The organism is Actinacidiphila sp. bgisy144 (genome assembly GCF_057708105.1).
On the sequence record NZ_JBYIRM010000002.1, the window covers coordinates 193349 to 218656 of the forward strand.

Annotated in this window: 24 protein-coding genes and 2 tRNA genes; 14 read left to right on the plus strand and 12 right to left on the minus strand. The window is 73.4% G+C overall.

The window, feature by feature from the left end:
- Positions 1 to 25: 25 nt before the first annotated feature.
- The 4 genes from AC3EVP_RS03800 to AC3EVP_RS03815 all read left to right on the plus strand — a co-directional run bounded on the left by AC3EVP_RS03800 (position 26) and on the right by AC3EVP_RS03815 (position 4072).
- Positions 26 to 102: transfer RNA gene (locus AC3EVP_RS03800), tRNA-Met, on the plus strand.
- Between the two features lie 458 nt (positions 103 to 560).
- A complete protein-coding gene (locus tag AC3EVP_RS03805) occupies positions 561 to 2228 on the plus strand; it encodes a tetratricopeptide repeat protein (protein ID WP_335977598.1) in 1668 nt (555 codons plus the stop codon).
- Positions 2229 to 2499: 271 nt separating this feature from the next.
- A tRNA-Met gene (locus AC3EVP_RS03810) sits at positions 2500 to 2576 on the plus strand.
- A gap of 260 nt (positions 2577 to 2836) precedes the next feature.
- On the plus strand, positions 2837 to 4072 hold the full coding sequence (locus AC3EVP_RS03815; protein ID WP_435125957.1) for a HEAT repeat domain-containing protein: 1236 nt from the start codon (positions 2837 to 2839) through the stop codon (positions 4070 to 4072).
- Here AC3EVP_RS03815 and AC3EVP_RS03820 read toward each other — a convergent pair.
- On the minus strand, positions 4038 to 4448 hold the full coding sequence (locus AC3EVP_RS03820) for a Fur family transcriptional regulator (RefSeq protein WP_335977326.1): 411 nt from the start codon (positions 4446 to 4448) through the stop codon (positions 4038 to 4040). The genes AC3EVP_RS03815 and AC3EVP_RS03820 overlap by 35 nt on opposite strands.
- Before the next feature lie 154 nt (positions 4449 to 4602).
- Here AC3EVP_RS03820 and AC3EVP_RS03825 point away from each other — a divergent pair, with 154 nt between their 5' ends.
- A complete protein-coding gene (locus AC3EVP_RS03825) occupies positions 4603 to 6063 on the plus strand; it encodes a catalase (RefSeq protein WP_435125961.1) in 1461 nt (486 codons plus the stop codon).
- Between the two features lie 106 nt (positions 6064 to 6169).
- Here the strand turns inward: AC3EVP_RS03825 and AC3EVP_RS03830 are convergent, their stop codons facing one another.
- Together AC3EVP_RS03830 and hisN are read right to left on the minus strand one after the other, a co-directional pair.
- Positions 6170 to 6562, minus strand: a complete 393-nt coding sequence (locus AC3EVP_RS03830; protein WP_435125964.1) for a CBS domain-containing protein — start codon at positions 6560 to 6562, stop codon at positions 6170 to 6172.
- A gap of 122 nt (positions 6563 to 6684) precedes the next feature.
- Positions 6685 to 7482: a histidinol-phosphatase gene (hisN, locus tag AC3EVP_RS03835; protein ID WP_435125967.1), complete on the minus strand. Its 798-nt coding sequence runs from the start codon at positions 7480 to 7482 to the stop codon at positions 6685 to 6687.
- 168 nt (positions 7483 to 7650) lie between these two features.
- On the opposite strand from hisN, the gene AC3EVP_RS03840 reads away from it, so the two are divergent.
- Positions 7651 to 8214 (plus strand): TetR/AcrR family transcriptional regulator, encoded by a 564-nt coding sequence (locus AC3EVP_RS03840; RefSeq protein WP_435125970.1) that lies wholly within the window; start codon positions 7651 to 7653, stop codon positions 8212 to 8214.
- Between the two features lie 45 nt (positions 8215 to 8259).
- Here AC3EVP_RS03840 and AC3EVP_RS03845 read toward each other — a convergent pair whose 3' ends face one another.
- The 4 genes from AC3EVP_RS03845 to AC3EVP_RS03860 form a co-directional block, all read right to left on the minus strand.
- Complete coding sequence (locus tag AC3EVP_RS03845) at positions 8260 to 8583, minus strand: DMT family transporter (RefSeq protein ID WP_202236051.1); 324 nt, start codon at positions 8581 to 8583, stop codon at positions 8260 to 8262.
- Between the two features lie 150 nt (positions 8584 to 8733).
- Positions 8734 to 9735 carry a ribosome small subunit-dependent GTPase A gene (gene rsgA, locus AC3EVP_RS03850; protein WP_335977311.1) on the minus strand — a complete coding sequence of 334 codons (1002 nt, stop codon included), beginning with the start codon at positions 9733 to 9735 and terminating at the stop codon, positions 8734 to 8736.
- A 5-nt stretch (positions 9736 to 9740) separates the two neighbouring features.
- Complete coding sequence (aroA, locus tag AC3EVP_RS03855; RefSeq protein WP_335977308.1) at positions 9741 to 11099, minus strand: 3-phosphoshikimate 1-carboxyvinyltransferase; 1359 nt, start codon at positions 11097 to 11099, stop codon at positions 9741 to 9743.
- A gap of 179 nt (positions 11100 to 11278) precedes the next feature.
- Positions 11279 to 11992, minus strand: coding sequence for a M50 family metallopeptidase (locus AC3EVP_RS03860; protein ID WP_335977305.1), 714 nt, complete (start codon positions 11990 to 11992; stop codon positions 11279 to 11281).
- Between the two features lie 96 nt (positions 11993 to 12088).
- On the opposite strand from AC3EVP_RS03860, the gene AC3EVP_RS03865 reads away from it, so the two are divergent.
- The 7 genes from AC3EVP_RS03865 (at position 12089) to def (ending at position 17967) form a co-directional block, all read left to right on the plus strand.
- Positions 12089 to 12904, plus strand: a complete 816-nt coding sequence (locus tag AC3EVP_RS03865) for an SOS response-associated peptidase (protein ID WP_435125975.1) — start codon at positions 12089 to 12091, stop codon at positions 12902 to 12904.
- A 123-nt stretch (positions 12905 to 13027) separates the two neighbouring features.
- Positions 13028 to 13696 (plus strand): alpha/beta hydrolase family protein, encoded by a 669-nt coding sequence (locus AC3EVP_RS03870; protein ID WP_435125978.1) that lies wholly within the window; start codon positions 13028 to 13030, stop codon positions 13694 to 13696.
- Positions 13697 to 14051: 355 nt separating this feature from the next.
- Complete coding sequence (locus AC3EVP_RS03875) at positions 14052 to 14744, plus strand: sigma-70 family RNA polymerase sigma factor (protein ID WP_335977595.1); 693 nt, start codon at positions 14052 to 14054, stop codon at positions 14742 to 14744.
- A complete protein-coding gene (rsrA, locus tag AC3EVP_RS03880) occupies positions 14741 to 15061 on the plus strand; it encodes a mycothiol system anti-sigma-R factor (RefSeq protein WP_435125981.1) in 321 nt (106 codons plus the stop codon). Before AC3EVP_RS03875 ends, rsrA begins: the two co-directional genes overlap by 4 nt.
- 173 nt (positions 15062 to 15234) lie before the next feature.
- A complete protein-coding gene (locus AC3EVP_RS03885) occupies positions 15235 to 16092 on the plus strand; it encodes an HD-GYP domain-containing protein (protein WP_435125984.1) in 858 nt (285 codons plus the stop codon).
- Between the two features lie 125 nt (positions 16093 to 16217).
- Positions 16218 to 17222: a tetratricopeptide repeat protein gene (locus AC3EVP_RS03890; RefSeq protein WP_335977293.1), complete on the plus strand. Its 1005-nt coding sequence runs from the start codon at positions 16218 to 16220 to the stop codon at positions 17220 to 17222.
- A gap of 121 nt (positions 17223 to 17343) precedes the next feature.
- Positions 17344 to 17967 carry a peptide deformylase gene (gene def / locus AC3EVP_RS03895; protein ID WP_335977290.1) on the plus strand — a complete coding sequence of 208 codons (624 nt, stop codon included), beginning with the start codon at positions 17344 to 17346 and terminating at the stop codon, positions 17965 to 17967.
- A 43-nt stretch (positions 17968 to 18010) separates the two neighbouring features.
- Here def and AC3EVP_RS03900 read toward each other — a convergent pair whose 3' ends face one another.
- The 3 genes from AC3EVP_RS03900 to AC3EVP_RS03910 form a co-directional block, all read right to left on the minus strand.
- On the minus strand, positions 18011 to 19042 hold the full coding sequence (locus AC3EVP_RS03900) for a ribonucleotide-diphosphate reductase subunit beta (RefSeq protein WP_435125989.1): 1032 nt from the start codon (positions 19040 to 19042) through the stop codon (positions 18011 to 18013).
- The gene (locus tag AC3EVP_RS03905; RefSeq protein WP_435126278.1) at positions 19042 to 21510 is read right to left on the minus strand and encodes a ribonucleoside-diphosphate reductase subunit alpha; all 2469 of its coding nucleotides are present in this window, start codon (positions 21508 to 21510) and stop codon (positions 19042 to 19044) included. Before AC3EVP_RS03905 ends, AC3EVP_RS03900 begins: the two co-directional genes overlap by 1 nt.
- Before the next feature lie 506 nt (positions 21511 to 22016).
- Complete coding sequence (locus AC3EVP_RS03910) at positions 22017 to 22154, minus strand: hypothetical protein (protein WP_435125992.1); 138 nt, start codon at positions 22152 to 22154, stop codon at positions 22017 to 22019.
- Between the two features lie 89 nt (positions 22155 to 22243).
- On the opposite strand from AC3EVP_RS03910, the gene AC3EVP_RS03915 reads away from it, so the two are divergent.
- Positions 22244 to 23209 (plus strand): helix-turn-helix domain-containing protein, encoded by a 966-nt coding sequence (locus tag AC3EVP_RS03915; RefSeq protein WP_435125995.1) that lies wholly within the window; start codon positions 22244 to 22246, stop codon positions 23207 to 23209.
- A 95-nt stretch (positions 23210 to 23304) separates the two neighbouring features.
- Here the strand turns inward: AC3EVP_RS03915 and mctP are convergent, their stop codons facing one another.
- Positions 23305 to 24945: a monocarboxylate uptake permease MctP gene (gene mctP / locus AC3EVP_RS03920; RefSeq protein ID WP_435125998.1), complete on the minus strand. Its 1641-nt coding sequence runs from the start codon at positions 24943 to 24945 to the stop codon at positions 23305 to 23307.
- Positions 24942 to 25166, minus strand: a complete 225-nt coding sequence (locus AC3EVP_RS03925) for a DUF3311 domain-containing protein (protein WP_435126001.1) — start codon at positions 25164 to 25166, stop codon at positions 24942 to 24944. The genes mctP and AC3EVP_RS03925 overlap by 4 nt, the downstream gene beginning before the upstream one ends.
- Positions 25167 to 25308 lie beyond the last annotated feature (142 nt).

Below are 25308 nucleotides of genomic sequence, written 5' to 3' on the forward strand. Positions count from 1 at the left end.
CCGTGGTACGGTTGATCCACAACGACGCGGGGTGGAGCAGCTCGGTAGCTCGCTGGGCTCATAACCCAGAGGTCGCAGGTTCAAATCCTGTCCCCGCTACCAAGGCGGCCTGGGGTCTCAACGGACCTCAGGCCGTTTTTTCATGCCCGCAGGCCGGTTGCCGAGGGCCGCGTCTAGCGGATGGCAACCAGGCGTGCGGTCAAGGAAGTTCGGGTCACTTCACTCATTTGTGTGACCCCGGGTTTACGGTGTTTGGTCTAGCGTCTTGTCGGGAAGTCGATAAAACGCCGAAGTGACCAAGCGGGGTGCGGTATACCAGGTGTACGCCGCTGACAGGTGGTGCAACGATGGGGCTTATGGGGGACGGTGCAGGTCTGCTGAACACTCGTCAGAACCGCGAGGAGCGGGAGCCGACGGGCCGTAAGGCCATGACCGTGGCCGGACTGCTGCCGGCGCCCCGCAGCGGCGAGTCCACGGGACAAGGCGCGCCCGTACCCGACGACGCCTCGACCGCCGTGCCGCCCCTGCTCACCGAACTGCCCGACGAGGACACCCTCGCGATGCGCGAGGAGGCCGAGATCGAGGCCCGGCACCGGTCCGCCGCCGACGCCGGCGACGCCCGGGCGATGAGCGCGCTGGGCACCCTGCTGCTGCGCCGCGGCGACCTCGACGGGGCGGAGCCCTACCTGCGGGGCGCCGTCCGGGACGGCGACCGCGCCGCCGCCAACAACCTCGCCCTGCTGCTGCACCAGCGCGGGCACGCCGACGAGGCCGCCGGATGGTGGCGGATCGCCGCCGTCGCCGGCTCCGCGCCCGCCGCCCACGCCCTCGGCCGCCACCTGCGCGAGCGCGGCGACGAGCCCGGCGCCGACTACTGGCTGCGCCAGGCCGCCGAGGCCGGCCACGCGCTGGGCGCGTACGCCCTCGCCGACCTGCTCGACCACCAACGGGACATCGCCGCCGAGCGCTGGTTCCGCGTCGCCGCCGAACAGGGCCACCGCGAGGCCGCCTACCGGCTGGCGCGGATCTGCTCGGTCCGCGGCCAGGAGCGCGAGGCCGAGCAGTGGTACCGGCAGGCCGCCGCCAAGCGGCACCGCCGGGCCGCGCTCCGGCTCGGCACGCTCCTGGAGGAGCGGGGCGAACTCAAGGAGGCCGAGCACTGGTACCTGACGGCCGCGCGCGACGGTGAGGCGCGCGCCGCCTGCGCGCTGGGCTTCCTGCTGCGCGACGCCGGCGACCTCGACCAGGCCGCCACCTGGTGGCGGCGCGCGGCCCAGGCCGGGGAGGGCAACGCGGCGAACGCGCTGGGCGCCCTGCACGCCCAGGAGGGCGAGACGCAGACCGCCGAGCGCTGGTACCGCACCGCCATGGAGGCCGGCGACGTCAACGGCGCGTACAACCTCGGACTGCTCTGCGCCGGCAACGGCCGGGACACGCAGGCCGAGCAGTGGTACCGCAAGGCCGCGTACGCCGGGCACCGCGAGGCGGCCAACGCGGTCGCCGTGCTGCTCCTCCAGCGCGGGGACGCGGCCGGCGCCGAGCCGTGGTTCTCCAAGGCGGCTGAGGCCGGCAGCATCGACGCGGCCTTCAACCTCGGCATCCTGCACGCCTCCCGGGGCGAGGACGCCACCGCGCGGCGCTGGTACGAGCGCGCCGCCGCGGCCGGCCACGCCGAGGCCGCGCTCCAGGTCGCGATCGCCCTCCAGCGCGAGGGCGACCAGCACGCCGCGGAGCGCCACCTGCGCTGCGCGGCCGGCGGCGGCAGCGCCGAGGCGGCCTTCCGGCTCGGCGCGCTGCTCGACGGCCGCGAGGAGGGTGCCGCGGAGTCCGCCGGGGAGGCGGAGGAGTGGCACAAGCGGGCGGCGCGCCAGGGGCACCGCCGCGCCCAGGTGCGGCTCGGGATGGGGGCGGCCAAGCGGGGTGACGTGGTCGAGGCCGCGCACTGGTACCGGCTCGCCGCCGAGGCCGGCTCGCGCAACGGGGCGTTCAACCTCGGGTTGCTGCTGGCGAGGGAGGGGAGCGAGCCCGAAGCCGCGCTGTGGTGGGCCCGTGCGGCCGAGGCGGGGCACGGGCGGGCGGCGCTGCGGATGGCGCTGCTCTCGGCGCGGCGCGGGGATCTGCCCGCCGCGCAGTCCTGGTGTGCCCGGGCGATCGACTGCGGGCCGCCCGAAGTGGCGGAGCGCGCCGCGCGGTTGACAGCGGCGGTCTCCCACGAACTCACCGCGTGAGGAGCCTGAGCGGTCCGCCCGGGCTGCCCGCAGCCGCCGGCTCCCGGACCACCTGCCGGCGGGCGGGCTGCTCGCGCCGTTCCCTCCCGGAGCTTCGCCCGGTAGGGACCCGCACGCGCCCCTGGGCCAGGGACGGGTCTTCCGCGGCTGGTGGGTGGGCGCTTCGCGATTCCCTGCCGCAGCGCTTCGCCTGACGACCCCGTCCGTTGGCGGGCCGGGGGGAATGGATTTGGTGGGGTGAGTGGGGCGGGGTATGGTGAAGGCACAACGACGCGGGGTGGAGCAGCTCGGTAGCTCGCTGGGCTCATAACCCAGAGGTCGCAGGTTCAAATCCTGTCCCCGCTACCACGTAGGACGTAAGCCCGGAAGCAACTGCTTTCGGGCTTACGTGTTGTTCGGGCAAAGTCCGGGTGAAGCTGCTTGGTCGGGGGACGGGTGGGGCGGGACGATGGGGGCGGAGAGTCGCGCAAGGCCGGGAGGCGGGGTTGCTGCGCAGACGGCGTCGGGTAGCGGGGGTGGGCGTTTCCGCGGAGTGGGCGGCGGAGGCGGCGCGGTGGGGTGCGTGGTGCGAGGGGGTGCGGGAGGGGCGGCGAGATGACGATGCGCGGGTGTTGTGGGGGCGGTTGAGGGAGGCGGCGGCGCGGGGGCCGGCGCAGAGCCGGGCCGCGGCGGTGGAGGCGTTGGGGCGGGCGCCGGCGGAGTTGCTGACGCGGCTGGACCGGGTCGCGCGGGTGGCGGGGCGGGGGCCGACCGGTTTTCTGCCGACTGATCTGCTGGGCGGGCTGGTGGGGGCGTTGGACGCGGACGGGCGGGTGCGGCAGGCGGCGGTGGAGGCGTTGGCCGCGTTCGGGGGCCCGTTGCCGGCCGCGGCGCTGGCGCTGCGGGCGGCGGACTGGGTGCCGGAGGTCGCCGCGGGGGCGCGGGTCGCGCTGCGGTCGCGGACGGCGCCGGACGAGGCGCCCGCGGTCGTGGGGGTGCTGCTGCGGGTCGCGGGGCGGCGGCGGGCGCGCGGGCTGCTCGCGGAGTACCGGGCGGTGCTGGCCGAGCCGGCGCAGCGCCGGGCGGTACGGGCGCTGGCGGCGCACCCCGACCCGCGGGTGCGCCGCTTCGGGGTGGAACTGGCGCTGGACCTGGGGGAGTACGTCCGCGGCGACCTGCTGCGTACGGCGCTGCACGACGCGGACCAGGCGTGCCGGCGGATGTGTGCGCAGCGGCTGCTGGAGCTGGACCCGGAGCAGGCCGGGCGGCTGTTATGGGCGAGCGGCGCGGGGGTGCGCGAGTTGGCGGTCTCGGCGCTGCCCGCGGACGTGCCGGCCACGCGGCTGGTGGCGCCGTTGGCGGACCGGGCCAGGATGGTGCGGGCGCAGGCGCGGTGGAAGCTCTACCAGCGCGGTGAGCCGCCCGCGGAGGTCTACCGCAAGCAGTTGCGCAAGGCGGTGAAGTCCGCGGACGCCGGGCCGGGGCTGCTGGCGGGGCTCACCGCGGGGTTGGGGGAGTGCGGGGACGCCGCGGACGTGGAGTTGCTGGCCAGGGTGCTGCCGGACCCGCGGGCGGGGGTGCGCCGGGCCGCGGCGCGGGCGGTGGGGCGGCTGGCCAGGCCCGGCGAACTGGTGCCGCTGCTCGGGCCGTTGGCCAATGATCCGGACCCCGGGGTGGCCCGGGAGGTGTTCGAGGCGCTGCTGCGGGTGCCGCACGAGGTGCCGCCGGAGACGCTGTGGATCGGGCGGACCAGGACCGAGCCGGCGGTGCGCAGGCTGGCGGAGCTGATCGGGGTGCGGCGCGACGCCGCGGAGATCCGGACGACGGACCCTACGCGCAGTCGGGGCAGAGCCCGCGGTAGGTGACCTCGGCGGAGGAGACGGTGAAGCCGAAGCGCTCCTGCTCGGGCAGGGCGGTGAGCGGGTCGCCGGTGGGGTGCACGTCGCGGACGGTGCCGCAGTTGGCGCAGACCAGGTGCTGGTGCGGGCGGTGCGCGTTCGGGTCGTACCGCTTGGCGCGGCCGTCGGTGGCGACCTCGATGACCTCGCCGATGCTCACCATCTCGCCGAGGGTGTTGTAGACGGTCGCCCGGGAGATCTCGGGGAGCCGGGAGATGGCGCGCGCGTGCACCTCGTCGGCCGTGAGGTGCACGTGGTCACCGTCGAGCACCTCGGCGACGACTCTCCGCTGCGCGGTCATGCGCCAGCCGCGCTCGCGCAGTCGTTCCAACAGGTCGCTCATGCGTGCCAGCTTAACAGTCGGGGTCCAGAGGGCGGATCTCATCCATGAATGACTCAGGTCTTGACTTAGACAATGTCTATCGTAGGATCGAGTCCGGCACCGATGGTGAGGACGGCGGTGGCCGAGGGACGAAGCGAGATCAGGGAGGCATCAGGTGACTGCTCAGGAGACGGGTCCGCTGACCACGGAGTCGGGTGCGCCCGTCGCGGACAACCAGAACAGCGAGACGGCCGGCCCCGGCGGTCCGGTCCTGGTGCAGAGCCAGCACCTGCTGGAGAAGCTCGCCCACTTCAACCGCGAGCGCATCCCGGAGCGGGTGGTGCACGCGCGCGGCGCCGGGGCGTACGGCACCTTCACGCTGACCCGGGACGTGTCGCAGTGGACCCGGGCGGCGTTCCTGTCGCAGGTCGGCAAGGAGACGGAGGTGTTCCTGCGGTTCTCCACCGTGGCGGGCAACCTCGGCTCGGCGGACGCGGTGCGCGACCCGCGCGGCTTCGCGGTGAAGTTCTACACCGAGGAGGGCAACTACGACCTCGTCGGCAACAACACCCCGGTGTTCTTCATCAAGGACGCCCTGAAGTTCCCCGACTTCATCCACACCCAGAAGCGCGACCCGTACACCGGCTCCCAGGAGGCGGACAACGTCTGGGACTTCTGGGGGCTGAGCCCGGAGTCCACCCACCAGGTGACCTGGCTGTTCAGCGACCGCGGCATCCCCGCCTCCTACCGCCACCTCAACGGCTACGGCTCGCACACCTACCAGTGGAGCAACGAGGCGGGCGAGGTCTTCTGGGTGAAGTACCACTTCAAGACCGACCAGGGCATCAGGAACCTCGCCCCCGAGGAGGCCGCGCGGCTGGCCGGGAGCGACCCGGACTCGCACCAGCGCGATCTGCGGGAGGCCATCGAGCGCGGCGCGTACCCGAGTTGGACCGTGCAGGTCCAGGTGATGCCGGCCGCCGACGCGGCGACGTACCGCTTCAACCCGTTCGACCTCACCAAGGTGTGGCCGCACGCGGACTACCCGCCGGTCGAGATCGGCCGCCTGGAGCTGAACCGCAACCCGGAGAACGTCTTCGCCGAGGTCGAGCAGTCGGTCTTCAGCCCCGCGCACTTCGTGCCCGGCATCGGCCCGTCCCCGGACAAGATGCTCCAGGGCCGGCTGTTCGCCTACGGTGACGCGCACCGCTACCGCGTCGGCATCAACGCCGACCACCTCCCGGTCAACCGCCCGCACGCCACGACGGCGCGCACCTACGGCCGGGACGGCCACCTGTACGACGGCCGCCACAAAGGCGCGAGGAACTACGAGCCGAACAGCTTCGGCGGCCCCGTCGAGACCGGCCGCCCGCTGTGGGAGTCCACCGCGCTCACCGGCGCCACGCAGTACGCCGCCGCGCCCGCGCACGCCGAGGACGACGACTTCGTGCAGGCCGGGGACTTCTACCGGATGCTCGACGAGGACGCCAGGGCGCGCTTGATCGACAACCTCGCCGGCGCGCTCGCGCAGGTCTCGCGTGCGGACATCGTCGCGCGCGCGATCGGCAACTTCCGCGCCGCGGACCCCGACTACGGCAAGCGGCTGGAGGCCGCGGTCCAGGCCCTCCGCGGCTGAAACCGGCGCTTGACCGTACGCCGGAGGGGGACCGGACGCCATGGGGCTCCGGTCCCCCTCCGGTCATGTCCGCGCGTCATGTCCGCGCGTCGGGCCGGAGTGGGGATCAGGCCGGGACGGCGGTGCGGGCGGGCGCCCACAGGCGGATGATGTCGCGGACGGACACCACGCCCACCGGATCGCGGCCGTCCAGCACGATCAGGTGCCGGAAGTTGCCGCGGACCATGGCGGAGGCGGCCTCCTCCAGCGTCCACGCCGGTGCGGCGAAGACGACGTCGGTGGTGGTGTGGTCGTGCGCGTGCTCGTGGTCGGGGTCGAGCCCGGCGCCGACCGCGTCGAGGACGTCGCGCTCGGTGAGGATGCCGAGCCCGCAGGTGTCGGGATCGAGGACGATGGCCGCGCCGATCCGGCGGGCGGACATCAGTCGGGCGGCTTGGCGGAGGGTGTGGGCGGGGCCGATGGTGAGTACCACCGTGCTCATTGCGTCGCTGACCAGCATGGGGGGACCTCCAGGGGGTGGAACCGTCCGCGCGGGCCGTGGGGGCCTTCCGTGAACGGTTTCACAAGTTCACAAGCGAGGGTGATGTCATGGTTACACACCGTGCCCCCGCCGTGCAAGGGTCAGATCCGCCCCAAGTACCCCAGCAACTCCTCGTGCAGCAGCCCGTTGGACGCCGCCGCGTTGCCGCCGAACGGCCCCGACTCGCCTTCCAGCGAGGTGAACCGGCCGCCCGCCTCCCGCACGATCACGTCGTTCGCCGCCATGTCCCAGACGCTCAGCTCCGGTTCCGCACAGATGTCCACCGAGCCCTCGGCGACCATCATGTACGGCCAGAAGTCGCCGTACCCGCGGGTCCGCCAGCAGTTGCGGGTCAGGTGCAGGAAGCCCTCCAGCCGGCCCGCCTCCTCCCAGCCGGACAGCGAGGAGTACGCGAAGGACGCGTCCTCCAGCCGCCCGACCCCCGAGACGTGCAGCCGGGTCGCCGAGGACAGGCTGCGCCCGGTGTAGGCGCCGCCGCCCTTCGCCGCCCACCAGCGCCGGCCGAGCGCGGGCGCGGACACCACGCCGACCACCACCTCGTCGCCGCCCTCGCCGCGCACCGCGAGGGAGATCAGCGTCGCCCACACCGGCACGCCGCGCACGTAGTTCTTGGTGCCGTCGATCGGATCGACGATCCACCGGCGGGCACCGCCGCCCTCGCTGCCGTACTCCTCGCCGAGCACCGCGTCCCGCGGCCTGGCCCGGGCGAGCTGGCCGCGGATCAGCTCCTCCGCGGCCTTGTCCGCCTCGGTCACCGGCGTCAGGTCGGGCTTCGTCTCCACCTTCAGGTCGATCGCCTTGAACCGCTCCATCGTCGCGGCGTCGGCGGCGTCGGCGAGCACATGGGCCAGCCGCAGGTCGTCGTTGTAATCGGGCATGGCCCGAACCTATCGATTCGGCCAGGTCCGGGGCCATCACGTCCACGGCCCCGCCACACGACCGCCACCGGCGCCGCCCGCCGCGCGGCCTTGACAGGGTGCCCGCCCGCGCCGATCCTTCTCGGCACGCCCGCCGCCCACGACGCCTGCGGTACTGGGGAGGCAACGATGCCTACCGTGCGCGAAGCACTCCTCGAAGCGGCGTCCACCGCGCTCACCGAACGGGCGTGGAGCGAGGTCCGGATGGTCGAGGTGGCCGCGGCCGCGGGTGTGTCCCGGCAGACCCTCTACAACGAGTTCGGCGGCAAGGACGGGCTCGGCCGCGCGCTGGTGCGGCGCGAGGCCGAGCACTACCTCGCCGGGCTCGACGAGGTGCTGGCCCGGGCCGCGCGCGCCGGCGGCGACGCCGGCGACCGGATGGCGGCCGCGGCCGGCTGGACGCTGGGCCGCGCCCGGCGCAGCCCCCTGGTGCGGGCCGCGCTCGCCGGGGACCAGGGCCCGCGCTCCCGGCTGCCGCCGCTGCCCGACCTCGCCGACGCGCTGCGGGCCCGGGTCACCGCGGGCCTTGCCGCCGCGGCGCCCCGGGTGCCCGCCGCGGAGCTCGCCTGGGCCGGCGACACGGCGGTCCGCCTGACCGTCTCGTACGTCGTCGCGCCCGCGCGCAGCGACGAGGAGGCGTGTGCGCGTATCGCGGGGCTGGTGCGCAGCCTGCTGGTGCGGCACCGGCGCTGACGGCGCGTCAGGACGATCCGGGCGCGCGGGCCCAGGCGCGCGGGCTCAGTGCGAGGAGCCGGAGATCTGAAGGCCGATCACGCCGAGGATCACCAGCGAGATCGACACCAGCTTGAGCGCGGAGACCAGGTCGCCGAGGAACGCCATGCCGTAGATGGCGGTGCCGGCCGCGCCGATGCCGGTCCACACCGCGTACGCCGGGCCGACGTCGAGGCGCTTCAGGGAGAGGGTCAGCAGGCCGAACGAGCCGAGCGCGAACAGGCAGAAGGCCACCGTCGGCCACAGTCTGGTGAAGCCGTGCGACAGCTTCAGGCACACCGCGAACCCCGTCTCGAAGAGCCCCGCGACCACCACGAGAAGCCAGGGCATCGGGTGCCTCCGTATCCGTATCCGTCGTTCCGCGTACCGCGTTGGGCTGTGCGTCGCACGCGTGTGTTCGGAGCCGATCATCACACAGACGGTGCGGGGAACCGATGGGGGTACCGTCAGTGCCTGCGTGCCGCGGTGAGCTTCACGCCGTCAGTCGCCTTCGTGGCGCTCGCGGGTGGCCAGCAGGCGGCGCAGCGAGTCCAGCCGGGCGGGTTCGGCGTGGCCGGCCGCCACCCAGGCGTCCAGCGCGCAGTCCGGCTCGTCGTGCGAGCAGGCGCGCGGGCACTCCTCGGTGCCGGGCACCAGGTCGGGGAACGCCTGGATCACCCGCGACGGGTCGATGTGCGCCAGGCCGAACGACCTCACCCCCGGGGTGTCGATCACCCACCCGTTCTCGCCGGGCAGCGGCAGCGCGAGCGCCGAGGTGGTGGTGTGGCGGCCGCGGCCGGTGACGGCGTTGACCACACCGGTGGTCCGCTGCCGCTCGACCAGCGCGTTCACCAGCGTGGTCTTGCCCACCCCGCTGTGCCCGACCAGCGCGGTGACGTGCCCGGCCAGCCGCTGCCGGACCTGCTCCACCCCGCCGGTCAGGAAGTCGTCCCGGTTGGTGACGACGTACGGCAGGTCGAGCGCGCCATAGGTCTCCAGCAGCGGCTCGGGCGGCGCCAGGTCGGACTTGGTGAGCACCAGCAGCGGGGTCAGGCCCGCGTCATAGGCGGCGACCAGGCAGCGGTCGATCATCCGGGGGCGCGGCTCGGGGTCGGCGAGCGCGGTGACGATGGCCAGCTGGTCGGCGTTGGCGACCACCACCCGCTCGTAGGGGTCGGTGTCGTCGGCGGTGCGGCGCAGTACCGAGGTGCGCTTCTCCACCCGCACGATGCGCGCCAGGGTGTCCTTGGCGCCCGACAGGTCGCCGACCACGGCCACCCGGTCGCCGACCACCGCCGACTTGCGGCCCAGCTCGCGCGCCTTCATCGCGGTGACCTCGCGGTCCTCGACCAGGACGGTGAGCCGGCCGCGGTCCACGGTGAGCACCATGCCCTCGGCGGCGTCCTCGTGCTTGGGGCGGATCGAGGTGCGCGGGCGGGTGCCCCGGCTGTTCGGGCGGACCCGGACGTCGTCCTCGTCGGGGTTCTTGCCGTAGCGGCGCATGGAGGTCAGCTCCGTCCTTGCCCGGCGCCGGGACCCGCGGGCCCGGTGCCCGGGCGGGCCAGCATGCCCGTCCACAGGTCGGCGAAGTCCGGCAGCGTCTTCGCGGTCGTCGCGATGTCCTCCACCTCGACGCCGGGCACGGCCAACCCGATCACCGCGGCTGCCGTGGCGAGCCGGTGGTCGTCGTAGGTGTGGAAGACCCCGCCGTGCAGCGCGCGGGGGCGGATCACCAGGCCGTCGTCGGTCTCGTGGACGTCGCCGCCCAGGGCGTTCAGCTCGGCGGCCAGCGCGGCCAGCCGGTCGGTCTCGTGCAGCCGCAGATGGGCGATGCCGGTCAGCCGGGACTCGCCGTCGGCGAGCGCGGCGACCGCGGCGATCACCGGGGTCAGCTCGCCCACGTCGCCCAGGTCGGCGACGAGCGGACGCAGCCGGCCGCTGCCGGCGAAGGTCAGGCCGTGGTCGGTCAGCTCGCAGGAGCCGCCCATCCGGGTGAAGATGTCGCGCAGCGCGTCGCCGGGCTGCGCGGTGACGCGCGGCCAGCCCGGCACGGTGACGCGGCCGCCGGTGACCAGGGCGGCGGCCAGGAACGGCGCCGCGTTCGACAGGTCCGGCTCCACCGTCAGGTCCCGGCCCAGCAGCGCGCCCGCCGCGACCCGCCAGACACCGGCGGTGCCGCCGTCCTCGGGGGCGTCCACCTTGGCGCCGGCCTTGCGCAGCATGTCGACGGTCATCCGGATGTGCGGCACCGACGGCAGTGACTCGCCGGTGTGCCGCAGCTCCAGGCCCTTGTTGAAGCGCGGCCCGGACAGCAGCAGGGAGCTGACGAACTGCGACGAGGACGACGCGTCGATGTCCACCGCGCCGCCGGACAGCGACCCGGCGCCGTGCACGGTCATCGGCAGCGCGCCGCGGCCCTCGTCGTCGATCCGGGCGCCGAGCGCGCGCAGGGCGTCGATCACGCCGTGCAGCGGGCGCTCGTAGGACCGGGCGTCGCCCTGGAAGCGGACCGGGCCGTCGGCGAGCGAGGCCACCGGCGGCAGGAAGCGCATCACGGTGCCCGCGTTGCCGACGTCCACGGTGGCCGGGCCGTACAGCCCGGCGGGGATGATCCGCCAGGCCTCGCCGCCGTCGGGGTTGACCGTTTCGTCGATCTGCACGCCCATCGCGCGCAGCGCGTCCGCCATGAGCACGGTGTCGCGGCTGCGCAGCGGGCGGCGCAGCCATCCGGGCTCCGCGGACAGCGCGGCGAGCACCAGGGCGCGGTTGGTCACCGACTTCGAACCCGGCACGTGGACGGTGGCGTCCACGGCGGCGGGCGCGGTCGGGGCCGGCCACAGATCGGTCTGCGGGGTGCTGTCGGTCATGGGCAGCAAGCCTAGTGGCTCAGGTCAGGGGAGATGAGCCGACGAATACGGCGAAACCCGCCGGAAACAGGGTGCCGCTACCCTCTGCCGCCCGTCCGCCCGCAACGGACCCCCCGAAGGCCCCGTGCCCCCGTGCCGCCCGGCGGCTTTTCCGGCCGCCCGCCGTTCTGGGCGCCGCCTCACCGCACCAGCAGCCACCGGCCGCCGGCGAACAGCGAGCACAGCGCGACGACGTAGAACAGCAGCAGCCACAGGGCCGCCGGGGTGTGCGTGAGCCGGGCGAGCTGGTCGGCGTCCGAGGCACCGCTGCGGTCCCGGCGGCGGGAGCCCTGCAATTCCGCGACCGGCCGGACCCCGCCCAGCAGCAGGAACCACACCACCAGGTACGCGAACACGGCCTGCACCTGCGCGTTCGTCAGCCACGACACCAGCAGGAACAGCGCGCCGGTGACGACCACGGTCAGCACCCCGTACGCGTTGCGGATCATGACGAGCATCACCAGGAGCAGCGCGGTCGCGCCCCACAGCAGCGCGGTGATGTGCCCGGCGGTCAGCAGCCCGGCTCCGGCCAGGCCCAGCAGCGGGGGAGCGGTGTAGCCGGCGGCGGCGGTGAAGACCATGCCGGGGCCGTGCGGGCGGCCCTTGGAGACGGTCAGGCCCGAGGTGTCGGAGTGCAGCTGTATGCCCTGGAGGCGGCGGCCGGTCAGCAGGGCGACCAGGCCGTGGCCGCCCTCGTGCGCGATCGTCACGGCGTTGCGGGTGAGGTGCCAGGCACCGCGCACCACCACGGCGGCCAGTGCGACCAGGGCCGTGGCCCCCACCAGCCAGTGCGAGGGGGCGGACTGCGTGCCGGTCAGCCGGTCCCACATCTCGGTGATGCTCGCGACGTTCATGCGGTGCTCATTCCTCTCGGGTCTCCCGCGGCCCGGGACGGGCCCTGCCGTGCCCGGGGTGTCGGCCGGGCCCGTGGTCGTGGCAGTGTGGCAGCCATGTGCGGTCGATATGCGGCGAGCCGGAAACCCGAGGAACTCGTCGACCTCTTCGAGGTCCACCGGTGGGACCCGGAGGAGACCCTCGCGCCCGACTGGAACGTCGCTCCGACCAAGGACGTCTCCGTCATACTCGACCGTCCTGTGCGTGACTCCGGTTCCCCGGAGCCGGTCCGGCAGCTGCGGACGCTGCGCTGGGGCCTGGTGCCGTCCTGGGCGAAGAGCCCCGACGTGGGGGTGCGGATGATCAACGCCCGCGCCGAGACAGCCGCCGAGAAGCCGTCCTTCCGCCGCGCGCTGACCGCCCGCCGCTGCCTGATCCCCGCCGACGGGTACTACGAGTGGGTGACCGGCGTCCAGGAGCGGCAGCTGGAGGAGGAGGGCCGCAAGAAGCGCTCCCGCAAGCAGCCCTACTTCGTCACCCCCGCCGACGGCTCGGTCTTCGCGATGGCCGGGCTCTACGAGTTCTGGCGCGACGCGACCCTCCCCGACGGCCACCCGCGCGCCTGGTGGGCCACCTGCACGGTGCTCACCACCGAGGCGGAGACCACCGACCTGGCCGGATACGACGGGACCGGCCCCCGCTCGCTCGCCGCCATCCACCCGCGGATGCCGCTGATGATGACCCCCGACCGCTGGGACGCCTGGCTGGACCCGCGAAGCAGCGACCCCGAGGTGCTCCAGGGCCTGCTGACCGCCCCGCCCGCGGGACTGCTGCGGGCCCACCCGGTCGGCACCGCGGTCAGCAACGTGCGGAACAACGGGCCGGAACTCCTCGCGGAGCTGGCGGCGCCGGAGGAGGAGACGCTCTTCTGACGCGCGCTTCCGATCCGGCGCACGCTTCTGATCTGACGCGCGCTTCCGATCCGGCGCACGCCTCCGACGCACGGCCTGCGGGCCGCGCCGCCCGGGCCGGGGCGCTCTGGCAGGCTTGGCGGGATGCACACCCCTGACGTCGAGAGCGTAGAGAGCGTCGAGACCCCGGCGGGCCCGGCCCGGATCATCTGGCACCGGCCCGCGGGCCGGGCCCGCTGCGTACTGGCCCTCGGGCACGGCGCGGGCGGCGGCATCACCGCCCGCGACCTGGCCGCGCTGGCCGAGGCGCTGCCAGGCCGCGAGGTGGGCGTCGCGCTGGTCGAGCAGCCCTGGCGGGTCGCCGGGAAGAAGATCGCCCCGGCGCCGAAAACCCTGGACACCGGCTGGCGGGCGGTGTGGCCGCGGCTGGCCGCGCCCGGGCTGCCGGTGGTGGCCGGCGGGCGCAGCGCGGGCGCCCGGGTCGCCTGCCGCACCGCGCCGGAGCTGGGCGCGGCCGCCGTGCTCGCGCTGGCTTACCCGCTGCACCCGCCCGGCAGGCCGGAGAAGTCCCGCTACGACGAACTGGCGGGCGCGGCCGACGTGGTGCCGCTGCTCGGCGTGCAGGGCGGCGCCGACCCCTTCGGGCGGCCCGAGGAGTTCCCGGCGGAGCGGCGCCCGATCGAGGTGCCGCACGCCGACCACGCCTTCGCGGTGCCCAAGCGGGCGCCGGTCACCCAGGAAGCGGCGCTCGCCCGGATCACCGGGGCCGTCGCGGAATGGCTGGCGGGACTGGGGTTCGCCGCCCCGGAGTGAGGGGCCTGCAACCGGCGCGGTAGGCCGAACGGGTGCGCTTCTCGTCCGCGGGAATGACGACAGCGCGCGCGCTGTTGTGCGTGTCGACAGGGCCGCGCCGGGCGGTACCGCACAGGGTGAGAGAGGCAGCCGCATGGTTTCAGCCGCATGCCGGTCACGCGAGGAGGCCGCGGCACAGGTGAGCGCGCAGATCGCGCCCGTCAGTGCTGGTCAGGCCGCCGCAGCGCCGTATCTGGACTGGACCCGGTGGCCCGAGCAGGACCGGGGCAAGGCCGCGACCGGCACGTCCACCAGCCGTGCAATATCCTCCCAAGCGGGCGGGTCCTCTTCTGGGCGCGCCGGCGTTATCGAGGAGGTGGGTCCGGTCACCGGCACCGACGACAGCACGGCGGGCACGACGGGTGCGTCCGCTTCGGGCGAGCCCGTGTCCGCGGCCACGGGGGCGGCACAGGAGACCGAGGCGCAGCGCAGCCGGCGGTTCGAGCGGGACGCGCTGGAGTTCCTGGACCAGATGTACTCGGCCGCCCTGCGCATGACGCGCAACCCGGCCGATGCCGAGGACCTGGTGCAGGAGACGTACGCGAAGGCGTACGCGTCGTTCCACCAGTTCCGCGAGGGCACCAACCTCAAGGCGTGGCTGTACCGCATCCTCACCAACAGCTTCATCAACTCCTACCGCAAGAAGCAGCGCGAGCCGCTGCGCAGCGGCTCGGAGGAGATCGAGGACTGGCAGCTCGCACGCGCCGAGTCGCACATGTCCACCGGCCTGCGCTCCGCGGAGTCCCAGGCGCTGGACCACCTGCCCGACTCCGACGTGAAGACGGCCCTGCAGACCATCCCCGAGGAGTTCCGCATCGCGGTGTATCTCGCGGATGTCGAGGGCTTTGCGTACAAGGAGATCGCGGACATCATGGGTACACCCATCGGGACCGTGATGTCGCGGCTGCACCGCGGACGCCGCCAGCTCCGCGAACTGCTCGAGGACTACGCCCGGGACCGCGGGCTCGTCCCCGCCGGTGCGGCACGTGAGAAGGGCGCGGATTCATGAGCTGCGGAGACGCACATGAGACGGACTGCTCCGAGGTGCTCGACCACCTCTACGAGTACCTCGACGAGGAGATGTCCGACGACGCCTGCGCCAAGTTCAAGGAGCACTTCGACGAGTGCCACCCCTGCTTGGAGAAGTACGGCCTGGAAGTCGCCGTCAAGAAGCTGGTGAAACGCTGCTGCGGCTCCGACGACGTGCCCCGCGACCTGCGGTCCAAGGTGATGATGCGGATCGAGCTGGTCCGCCGCGGCGAGGACGTCTCCGACCAGGAGGCGGTCGGCTCCGAGATCACCACGACCGAGGCGCCGTCGGCCTGACGGCCCCGGGACGGCTTCCGGACCGGCGTCAAGCCACTCGGCCGTAACTCACCCCTACGAGTGGGCGGCGGTGCCCCCTTCCGGCGTAATGGCCCCAAAGTCCGGATCGCCGGGCGCCGCGGCCCTATCCTCCTGAGTCTCGTACACGTCCGTACGGACTAGGAGGCGCCGCCGTGCCAGCCGCACACCGCCGCTCGCCGCCGCACGCGGTCTGCTGGGGTCCCGCCTGCGCCCGCCGGGTCCGGCAGGAGGCGCAGCAGGCGACCGTGCAGGCGCTGATGCAGGCCCTGGAGCTCAAGGACCCCTACACCAGGGCGCACAGCGAGCGGGTCGGCACGCTGGCCGCGCTGGTCGCCCGCGAACTGGGCGCGCCCGCGGCCCGGGTCGAGGCGGTCCGGCTCGGCGGCACCCTGCACGACATCGGCAAGCTCGCGGTGCCGACCGGGGTGCTGCGCAAGAACGGCCCGCTCACCGACGAGGAGCGCCGCGTGATCGAGCGCCACCCGGCCGACGGGGACAGCGTGCTGCGCGGCATCTCCGTGCTCGGGGAGGCCCGCGCCGCGGTACTGCACCACCACGAGCGGATCGACGGCACCGGGTACCCGTACGGGCTGGCCGGGGGCCGGATTCCGGAGGCGGCCAGGATCGTGGCGGTGGCCGACGCGTTCGACGCGATGACGTCCACCCGCAGCTACCGCCGGGCCCGGCCGGACGGGCCCGCGCTGGCGGAGCTGCGGCGCTGCGCGGGCACGCAGTTCGACCCGATGATGGTGGAGGCGCTGGCGGGCGCGCTCGCGGCGCGCCCCGCGGCCGAAATGCCGCACCGGCCGGACCTGCCGGATATTCCGCACCGGCCGGACCTTTCGCACCGGCCGGACCTTTCGCACCGGCCGGACCTGCCCGACCGGCCGGCCGCGGTGCTGTGCGGGGCGACCGCGGCGGTCGAGGGCCCCCTGCTGTCCAGGGTGCCCGCACACCGTCCGACCTGGGCATGGTTGGATGCCGGTGCGAAGGGCAAGGGAGTCGGGTGAGGCCCGCGTTCCGCGAGCAGCGGGCTCGGGCTGAGACAACGGCCAGAATGTGCAAGGTTGGTGTCGTACAGGGTGCTACGGGCCGCACCGGGCCGACCGGCTGAGCGGGCAGGCGGGAACTGACGTTGAAGATCTTCGGAAGAGTGCGGCACCGGCCGTCGCCCACGTGGCGCCAGGCCACCGACCGGGCGTTCACGCTGATCGACGACGGTCGCTACGAGGACGCCGGCGCGCTGCTGACCCGGGCCGCCGATCTGGAGCCGTGGCTGTCGGAGTCCTGGTACAACCTCGCGCTGCTGCACAAGTTCCGGCACGACTGGGCCCAGGCCCGGATCGCCGGGCTGCGCGCGGTCGCGCTGCTGGACCGCCCGGTCGGAGCTCCCGACTGGTGGAACCTCGGCATCGCCGCGACCGCCCTCCAGGACTGGCCGCTGGCCCGCCGCGCCTGGCAGGCGTACGGGCTGCGGATGCCGGCCGGCACCGCCGAGCGCGGCGGCGAGGAGTCGGTGCGGCTGCCGCTGGGCAGCGCCGCGGTGCGGCTGTCCCCCGAGGGCGAGGCCGAGGTCGTCTGGGGGCGGCGGCTGGACCCCGCCCGGATCGAGGTGCTGTCCATCCCGCTGCCGTCCTCCGGGCGGCGCTGGGGCGAGGTCGTCCTCCACGACGGAGTGCCGCACGGCGAGCGGGCCACCGAACGCGGTTCCGGCGCGTCGGTCTACCCGGTCTTCGACGAGATCGAGCTGTGGGCGCCCTCGCCAGTGCCGACCTGGCTGGTGCTCCTGGAAGCCGGCACCCAGGCCGACCGCGACGCCCTGGAACGGCTGGCCGCCGAGGCCGGTTACGCCGCCGAGGACTGGTCGTCCTCGGTGCGGCTGCTGTGCCGCACCTGCTCGGAGAGCCGGATGCCCACCGACGACGGCTCCGCGGCCACCCGCGACCCGCACGACCACGGCGAGCCGGGCCACCCGGGCCACCTCAGCCACCTCAGCCACGCCGGGGAGGAGCCGGGCTGGACCCCCGAGCGGGAGTGCGGCATCGCCGCCCCGGCCGGCCTGGTCCACGGCCTGCTCGACAGCTGGGTCGCCGACAGCCCGGACACCCGGGACTGGCGGGACCTGGAAGAGGTCTGCTGACCCTCCCCGCCCGCCGCCCGGCCCGGCCCCGGCCCGCTTCGCGATCTCGGCGGTGGGGCCCCGCGCGGTCCCGTACCCTGGGACGGATCACTTTCAGGTTCCGGGAAGGCGTACGGCGGAGATGTCCCAGCAGCACACCGAGCAGCAACCCGACTTCGTCGACGACGTGACCGACGCGGCGGACCGCGAGCAGGCCCACCGCGAGCGCGGCACCGTGCGGCCGATCACGGTCGTGGGCAACCCGGTGCTGCACCGCGAGTGCCAGGACGTCACCGACTTCGACGACGCCCTCCTCGCCCTGGTGGACGACATGTTCGCCTCGCAGCGCGCCGCCGAGGGGGTCGGCCTGGCCGCGAACCAGATCGGCGTCGACCTGAAGGTCTTCGTCTACGACTGCGCCGATGACGACGACGTCCGGCACGTCGGCGCCGTCTGCAACCCGGTGCTCGTCGAACTCCCCGCGGACCGGCGCCGGCTGGACGACTCCAACGAGGGCTGCCTGTCCGTGCCGGGCGCCTACATGGAGCTCGCCCGCCCCGACTACGCGGTGGTCCGCGGCCAGGACCTCCAGGGCAACCCGATCACCGTCCAGGGCACCGGCTACTTCGCGCGCTGCCTCCAGCACGAGACCGACCACCTCTACGGCCGCCTCTACATCGACCGCCTCTCCAAGCGCGACCGCAAGGACGTCATGCGGCAGATGGCCGAGGCCACCCCCCGCTTCGAGACGGTCCCCAACGACTGACGCGGCCGCACTCGGAAGCCCGCACCCAGAAGTCAGGCCGCGCTCAGAAGTCCTCGTCGAGGGCCACCGTGCCCTCGACGGCGATCTGGTAGGCGGAGGGGCGGCGCTCGAAGAAGTTGGTGAGCTCCTGCACGCCCTGCAACTCCATGAAGGAGAAGGGGTTCTCCGAGCCGTAGACCGCGGGAAAGCCGAGGCGGGTGAGCCGCTGGTCGGCGACGCACTGGAGGTACTCCCGCATGGACGAGGTGTTCATGCCGGGCAGGCCGTCGCCGCACAGGTCGCGGGCGAAGAGCAGTTCCGCCTCGACCGCCTCGCGCATCATGTCGGTGACCTGGTCGCGCAGTTCGGCGTCGAAGAGGTCCGGCTCCTCCTTGCGCACGGTGTCCACGACGTCGAACGCGAAGGACATGTGCATCGTCTCGTCGCGGAACACCCAGTTGGTGCCGGTGGCCAGGCCGTGCAGCAGACCGCGGGAGCGGAACCAGTACACGTAGGCGAAGGCGCCGTAGAAGAACAGGCCCTCGATGCAGGCGGCGAAGCAGATCAGGTTGAGCAGGAAGCGGCGCCGGTCGTCGCGGTCGTTCAGCCGGTCGACGGTCTCCACGGAGTCCATCCAGCGGAAGCAGAACTGCGCCTTCTCGCGGATGGAGGGGATGTTCTCGACGGCGGCGAACGCGGCGGCGCGGTCGTCGGGGTCGGGCAGGTAGGTGTCCAGGAGGGTCAGGTAGAACTGGACGTGGACGGCCTCCTCGAAGAGCTGGCGGGACAGGTAGAGCCGCGCCTCGGGGGAGTTGATGTGCTTGTAGAGGGTGAGCACCAGGTTGTTGGAGACGATGGAGTCGCCGGTGGCGAAGAACGCCACGAGCCGTCCGATCAGGTGCTGTTCGGCCGGGGAGAGCTTGGCGAGGTCGGCGACGTCGGAGTGGAGGTCGACCTCCTCCACGGTCCAGGTGTTCTTGATGGCGTCGCGGTAGCGCTCGTAGAAGTCCGGGTAGCGCATCGGGCGCAGGGTCAGTTCGAAGCCCGGGTCGAGCAGGTTCTTCGCGGCGGTGGTGCGGGCGGTCTCGGTGGTCATTACTGGCATGCCTCGCAGGACTCGGGGTTCTCAAGGGAGCAGGCGATCGCGTCGGCGTCGGCGATCACCGGTACGGCGGCGGGTGCCGCGGTGGGTGCGGTGGGTGCGGGGGCGGCGGGTGCCGCGGGTGCGGACCCCGCCGACGCGGCGGCGGACGCCGCGCGGGCGATCCGGGTGGCCGGCCGCGACCGCAGGTAGTACGTGGTCTTCAGCCCCCGCTTCCAGGCGTAGGCGTACATCGAGCTGAGCTTGCCGATCGTCGGCGTCTCCAGGAACAGGTTCAGCGACTGGCTCTGGTCGAGGTACGGCGTGCGGTCCGCGGCCAGGTCGATCAGGGCGCGCTGCGGCAGCTCCCACGCGGTGCGGTACAGCTCGCGCACCTGCGCGGGAATCCGGTCGATGCCCTGCACCGAGCCGTTGGCCTCGCGCAGCGCCTCGCGGGTCGGCGCGTCCCACAGCCCCAGCCGCTTGAGGTCCGCGACCAGGTAGGAGTTGACCTGGAGGAACTCACCGGAGAGCGTCTCGCGCTTGAAGAGGTTGGACACCTGCGGCTCGATGCACTCGTAGACGCCGGCGATGGAGGCGATGGTCGCGGTCGGGGCGATCGCCAGCAGCAGCGAGTTGCGCAGGCCGGTGGTGGCGATCCGGGCGCGCAGCGCGGCCCAGCGGTCCGGCCAGTGCGGGGCGGTGGCGAAGTGGTCGGGGTGCAGCACGCCGTCGAAGGTGCGGGTCTGGTCCCAGGCCGGCAGCGGTCCGCTGCGCTCGGCGAGGTCGCAGGACGCCTCGTAGGCGGCGAGCATGATCCGCTCGGCGATCTTCGTGGACAGCCGGCGGGCGGCCTCGGAGCCGAAGGGCAGGCGGAGCCGGAAGAAGACGTCCTGGAGGCCCATGACGCCCAGCCCCACCGGCCGCCAGCGGGCGTTGGAGCGGCCGGCCTGCTCGGTCGGGTAGTAGTTGATGTCCACCACGCGGTCCAGGAAGGTCACTGCGGTGCGCACGGTGCGGTCCAGCCGCTCCCAGTCGATGCCGTCGCCGTTGCCATTGCCGTCGCTGCTGCCCTCGCCGCCGCCCTCGACGACGAACGCGCCCAGGTTCACCGACCCCAGGTTGCACACGGCCGTCTCGGAGTTGTCGGAGACCTCCAGGATCTCCGTGCACAGGTTGGACGAGTGCACGGTCCGCCCGGGCCGGGCGGTCTGGTTCGCGGTGCGGTTGGCGGCGTCCTTGAACGTCATCCAGCCGTTGCCGGTCTGCGCGAGGGTGCGCATCATCCGGCCGTACAGCTCGCGGGCCGGCAGGGTGCGGCGGGCCAGCCCGGCGGCCTCGGCACGGCGGTAGGCGGCGTCGAAGTCCTCGCCCCACAGGTCGACCAGCTCGGGCACGTCGGCGGGCGAGAACAGCGACCAGTCGGCGTCGGCGTCGACCCGGCGCATGAACTCGTCCGGCACCCAGTGCGCGAGGTTGAGGTTGTGGGTGCGGCGGGCGTCCTCGCCGGTGTTGTCGCGCAGTTCGAGGAACTCCTCGATGTCGGCGTGCCAGGTCTCCAGGTAGACCGCGGCGGCGCCCTTGCGGCGCCCGCCCTGGTTCACCGCGGCCACCGAGGCGTCCAGGGTCTTCAGGAACGGCACGATGCCGTTGGAGTGCCCGTTGGTGCCGCGGATCAGCGAACCGCGGGCCCGCACCCGGGAGTAGGGGATGCCGATGCCGCCCGCGTGCTTCGACAGCCGCGCCACCTCGTGGTAGCGGTCGTAGATGGAGTCCAGCTGGTCGAGCGGGGAGTCCAGCAGGTAGCAGGAGGACATCTGCGGGTGGCGGGTGCCGGAGTTGAAGAGGGTGGGGGAGCTGGGCAGGTACTCCAGCGCGCTCATCAGCCGGTACAGCGCGGCGACCTCGTCCACCGCGCGGGTGCCGGCCCCGGTGTCGGCGCCGGTGCCGGCGCTGTCGTTGTCCGCGAGGCCGCAGGCGACCCGCAGCATGAAGTGCTGCGGGGTCTCGATCACCTGGCGGGTGATCGGGTGCCGCAGCAGGTAGCGGCTGTGCAGGGTGCGCAGGCCGAAGTAGCCGAAACGGTCGTCGGCACCGCCCGCGAGGGCCTCGGCCACCAGCGCGTCCAGCCGGTCCGCGTGGGCGGCGGCGAAGGCGGCGGTGCGGTCGCCGATCAGGCCCTCGCGGTGGCCGACGGCGACGGAGGCGGTGAAGGAGACCGCGCCCTGCCCGGCCGCCTCCTCGGCGATGGCCTCGGTCAGCAGGCGGGCGGCGAGCCGGGAGTAGGCGGGGTCCTCGGAGATCAGCCCGGCGGCCGCGTCGGTGGCCAGGGCGCGCAGTTCGGCCCGTCCGGCGCCCGCGCTGCGGCCGCGCAGGGCCGCGGCGCTGACCCGGCCGGGGTCGGTGTCGGGCAGGTCGGCGGTCAAGGCGACCAGCGTGCGCAGGAGTTCGGCACCGGCGCTGTCCGCGGGCTCCGGCACCACGGGCCGGCCGGGCGGAGCGGTGGGGGCCGCCGAGGCGGTCTCGGCGGTGGGCGCGGGGGCGGTGGGCGCGGTGGTCACGGTGGTGCTCTCCCTCGTACGCGGCGGCGGCCGCGCGGCGGACGGCGGGAGGCAGGGCGGGGCGTTTTCCGGCACGCCGCCGTGCGCCCGTCGGCCCAGTCCACGAGGCCCGGACGGTTCCTCCTGTCGCGCCCGGAGGGCGCGGGAGGCACTCCCGCGTGGGTGTGCACGCGGACGTGGCGGCCGGCAGGCGATCGGGCTGTACGGCGCGCCGGGGCGCGGCCGTTCACCGTTGCGGGGCAGCGCCGGATTTCCACCGGCTTCCCCTGCGGCAACGAGGTCGAGCATACATGTAGTGCTGCCCGTCGAAGGCACCCCTACATGTTGTGTCGCACGGTCAGTCCCGGTCCGGGCTATGGACGTTGCGGGGCCGCGCCGGGCGGGCTTTCAGGGGGCCGGCACCGAGGGTGCCGGCCCCTTCGGGGGGTTCACGGCTGGGCGCGCTTGCGGTCGGCCTCCTTCAGTTCCCGGGTGATCTTCGCCTCGTGGCGCAGGCCGAGGACGGGGACGAAGGTGAGGGCGAGTGCGAGGGCGAGGAGGGCGGCGATGTCCAGGAGAACGGTCATGAGTCAATGGTGCTCACGCGGCTTACCGGCGAACAGTGGCAGGACTGCCGTACTACCGCAACATACTGCCAGATGGCACTCTGGACGCCATGCTGGCGAACGTGGCGACGGTGGTCCTGGACGGGGTGCACCCCTTCGAACTCGGGGTGGTCTGCGAGGTGTTCGGGCTCGACCGCAGTGACGAGGGGCTGCCCCGGTACGACTTCGCGGTGGTCTCGGCGGAGGGCCCGCGGGTGCGCACGCACGCCGGGTTCGAGATGGTGGTGCCCGAGGGCCTGGAGCGGCTGGAGGAGGCCGACCTCGTGGCGGTGCCGGCCGGCGACGCCTACAACGACCGGGACTTCCCGCAGCCGATGCTGGACGCGCTCAACCGCGCGGTCGAGCGCGGCGCGACCGTACTGAGCGTGTGCTCGGGGGTGTTCGTGCTCGGCGCGGCCGGGCTGCTGGACGGGCGGCGCTGCGCCGCGCACTGGCGGCACGCCGACCGGCTCGCGCGGCGCCACCCGCTCGCCCGGGTCGAGGCCGACGTGCTCTACGTCGACGACGCCGGCGTGGTCACTTCGGCCGGCACCGCGGCGGGGATCGACGCCTGCCTGCACCTCGTCCGCAAGGAGCAAGGCAGCGCGGTCGCCAACGGCATCGCCCGGCGGATGGTGGTCCCGCCGCACCGCGAGGGCGGCCAGGCGCAGTACGTGGACCGGCCGCTGCCCCGCGCGCAGAGCGACACCGTCGGCGGGGTGCTGTCCTGGATGGAGCGGCACCTGGACCGCGAGGTGACCGTGGAGGAGCTGGCGCTGCGCGCCCACATGTCGCCGCGCACCTTCGCGCGGCGCTTCCAGCAGGAGACCGGGACCACGCCGTACCGCTGGCTGCTCGGGCAACGTGTGCTGCTCGCCCGGGAGTTGCTGGAGGGGACCGACGAGACGGTCGACTCCGTCGCGCTGCGGGCCGGTTTCGGCAACGCGGCCACCATGCGGCACCACTTCGTGCGCTGGACCGGCACCACCCCGCAGGCGTACCGGCGTACCTTCCGCTCGCCGAGCCCGTCGGCGTAGCGGCCCGGACCTTCCCGCCGCCGGGTGGTCGACGCGCGTGGTCGACGCGCGTGGTTCCTACGCCCGTCGACCACCCTCGGCGGGAGGTCCCGCGGCTATGCGGAAGGGGCGGCCGTGGGGGCCAGCGGGAGTTCGGGCTCGCCCGGTTCGCCCGGCGCCGCGCTGTAGTCGGCGCGGACGGTCTCGTCGGTGCCCGCCGGCGCCTTCACCGCACGGAGCACCAATGTGAGCACCACGGCCACGACCAGGTTGAGCACGAACGCGGTGAGCCCGATGTACCCGATCCGGCCGATCCCCGGAATCGTGTCGGAGTTCCCGCCGAAGTGCGCCTGCGCCGGGCTGGACTGCTCGTACGCCTTCCAGGTGCCGTACGCCATGCCCGCGGCCCAGCCGGCCAGCAGCGCCCAGCGGTGGAACCACCGGGTGAACAGCCCGCCGACGATCGCCGGCACCGTCTGCAGAATCCAGATGCCGCCCAGCAGCTGGAAGTTGATCGCCACGGTCTTGTCCATCGACAGCACGAAGACCAGCGCGCCGACCTTCACCACCAGCGAGGCCAGCTTGGAGACGCGGGTCTCCTCCTCGGCGGTGGCGTGGGGGCGGATCAGGTCCTTGTAGATGTTGCGGGTGAACAGGTTCGCCGCGGCGATGGACATGATCGCGGCGGGCACCAGCGCGCCGATCGCGATCGCGGCGAAGGCGACCCCGGTGAACCAGCTCGGGAAGACGTTCTCGAAGAGCTGGGGGATGGCGAGTTGGGGGTTGTAGCCCTTGACGCCCTTGCCGACGCCGTCCGCGACCGCCATGAAGCCGAGCATCGCCAGCAGCCCGAGCATCAGCGAGTACAGCGGCAGGATCGCGGTGTTGCGCTGGATGACGGTACGGCTCTTGCCGGAGAGCACCGCGGTCACCGAGTGGGGGTAGAGGAACAGCGCCATCGCGGAGCCCAGCGCGAGGGTGGCGTACGACCACTGCGCCTGCGGGGCGACCAGCAGCGAGCCGCGCGGCTTGCCGGTGGCGGGGTTCTTCACCGCGTAGGCGGTGCTCGCCTTGTGGAAGATGTCGTCGAACCCGCCCAGCTTGTACGGGATGTAGATGATCGCCACCGCGATCACGATGTAGATCAGCGCGTCCTTGACGAAGGCGATCAGCGCGGGCGCGCGCAGCCCGGAGGAGTAGGTGTAGGCGGCCAGCACACCGAAGGCGATCAGCAGCGGCAGGTCCTTGACGAACCAGTTGGTCGAGTCGCTGCCGCCGATCCCCACCACGTCCAGCACGGCCTGGATGCCGACGAGTTGCAGCGCGATGTAGGGCATCGTGGCCAGGATGCCGGTGAGCGCGACGGCCACCGACAGGCTCTTCGAGCCGAACCGGCCGCGGATGAAGTCCGAGGAGGTCACATAGCCGTGCCGGCGCGAGACCGACCACAGCCGCGGCAGGAAGAGGAAGACCAGTGGGTAGGCGATGATGGTGTACGGCACCGCGAAGAAGCCGGCCGCGCCGGCCCCGTAGATGGCCGCCGGGACGGCGACGAAGGTGTACGCGGTGTACAGGTCGCCGCCGAGCAGGAACCAGGTCACCCAGGTGCCGAAGCTGCGGCCGCCCAGCCCCCACTCGTCCAGGTGCAGCGCGTTGTCCGCGCGGCGCCAGCGGGCGGCCATGAAGCCCATCGCCGTGACGGCGGCGAAGAAGAAGATGAGGACGCCGAGCGCGACCCCGTCGACGTGGTTGTTCACTTGGCGCCCCCGTCCTTGCGGCTGCGCGCGTCCCGCCGGACCAGCACGTACGCGGTGTAGGTCAGCACCGCCGACACCGGCACCCAGGCGAGCTGGTACCAGTAGAAGAACGGCATCCCGATGAAGGTCGGGGTCAGCCGCGAGTAGGTGCTGACCCACAGCATGCTGACGAGTGGAATGAGCAGGCAGATTCCGGCCACCACCCGCGCGGGCGTGACCACCGGCAGTGGTTCGTCCGCCGGCCGGCGCGGTGGTGGCACGTGTGTCGGCGCTGTCGGCACAGTTGGTGCTCCCGTCCCCTAGAGCGATCATTGCGGTGCGCAGGAATCTATGGGAGAGCGGAGACAGGCGTCACTACCTGTG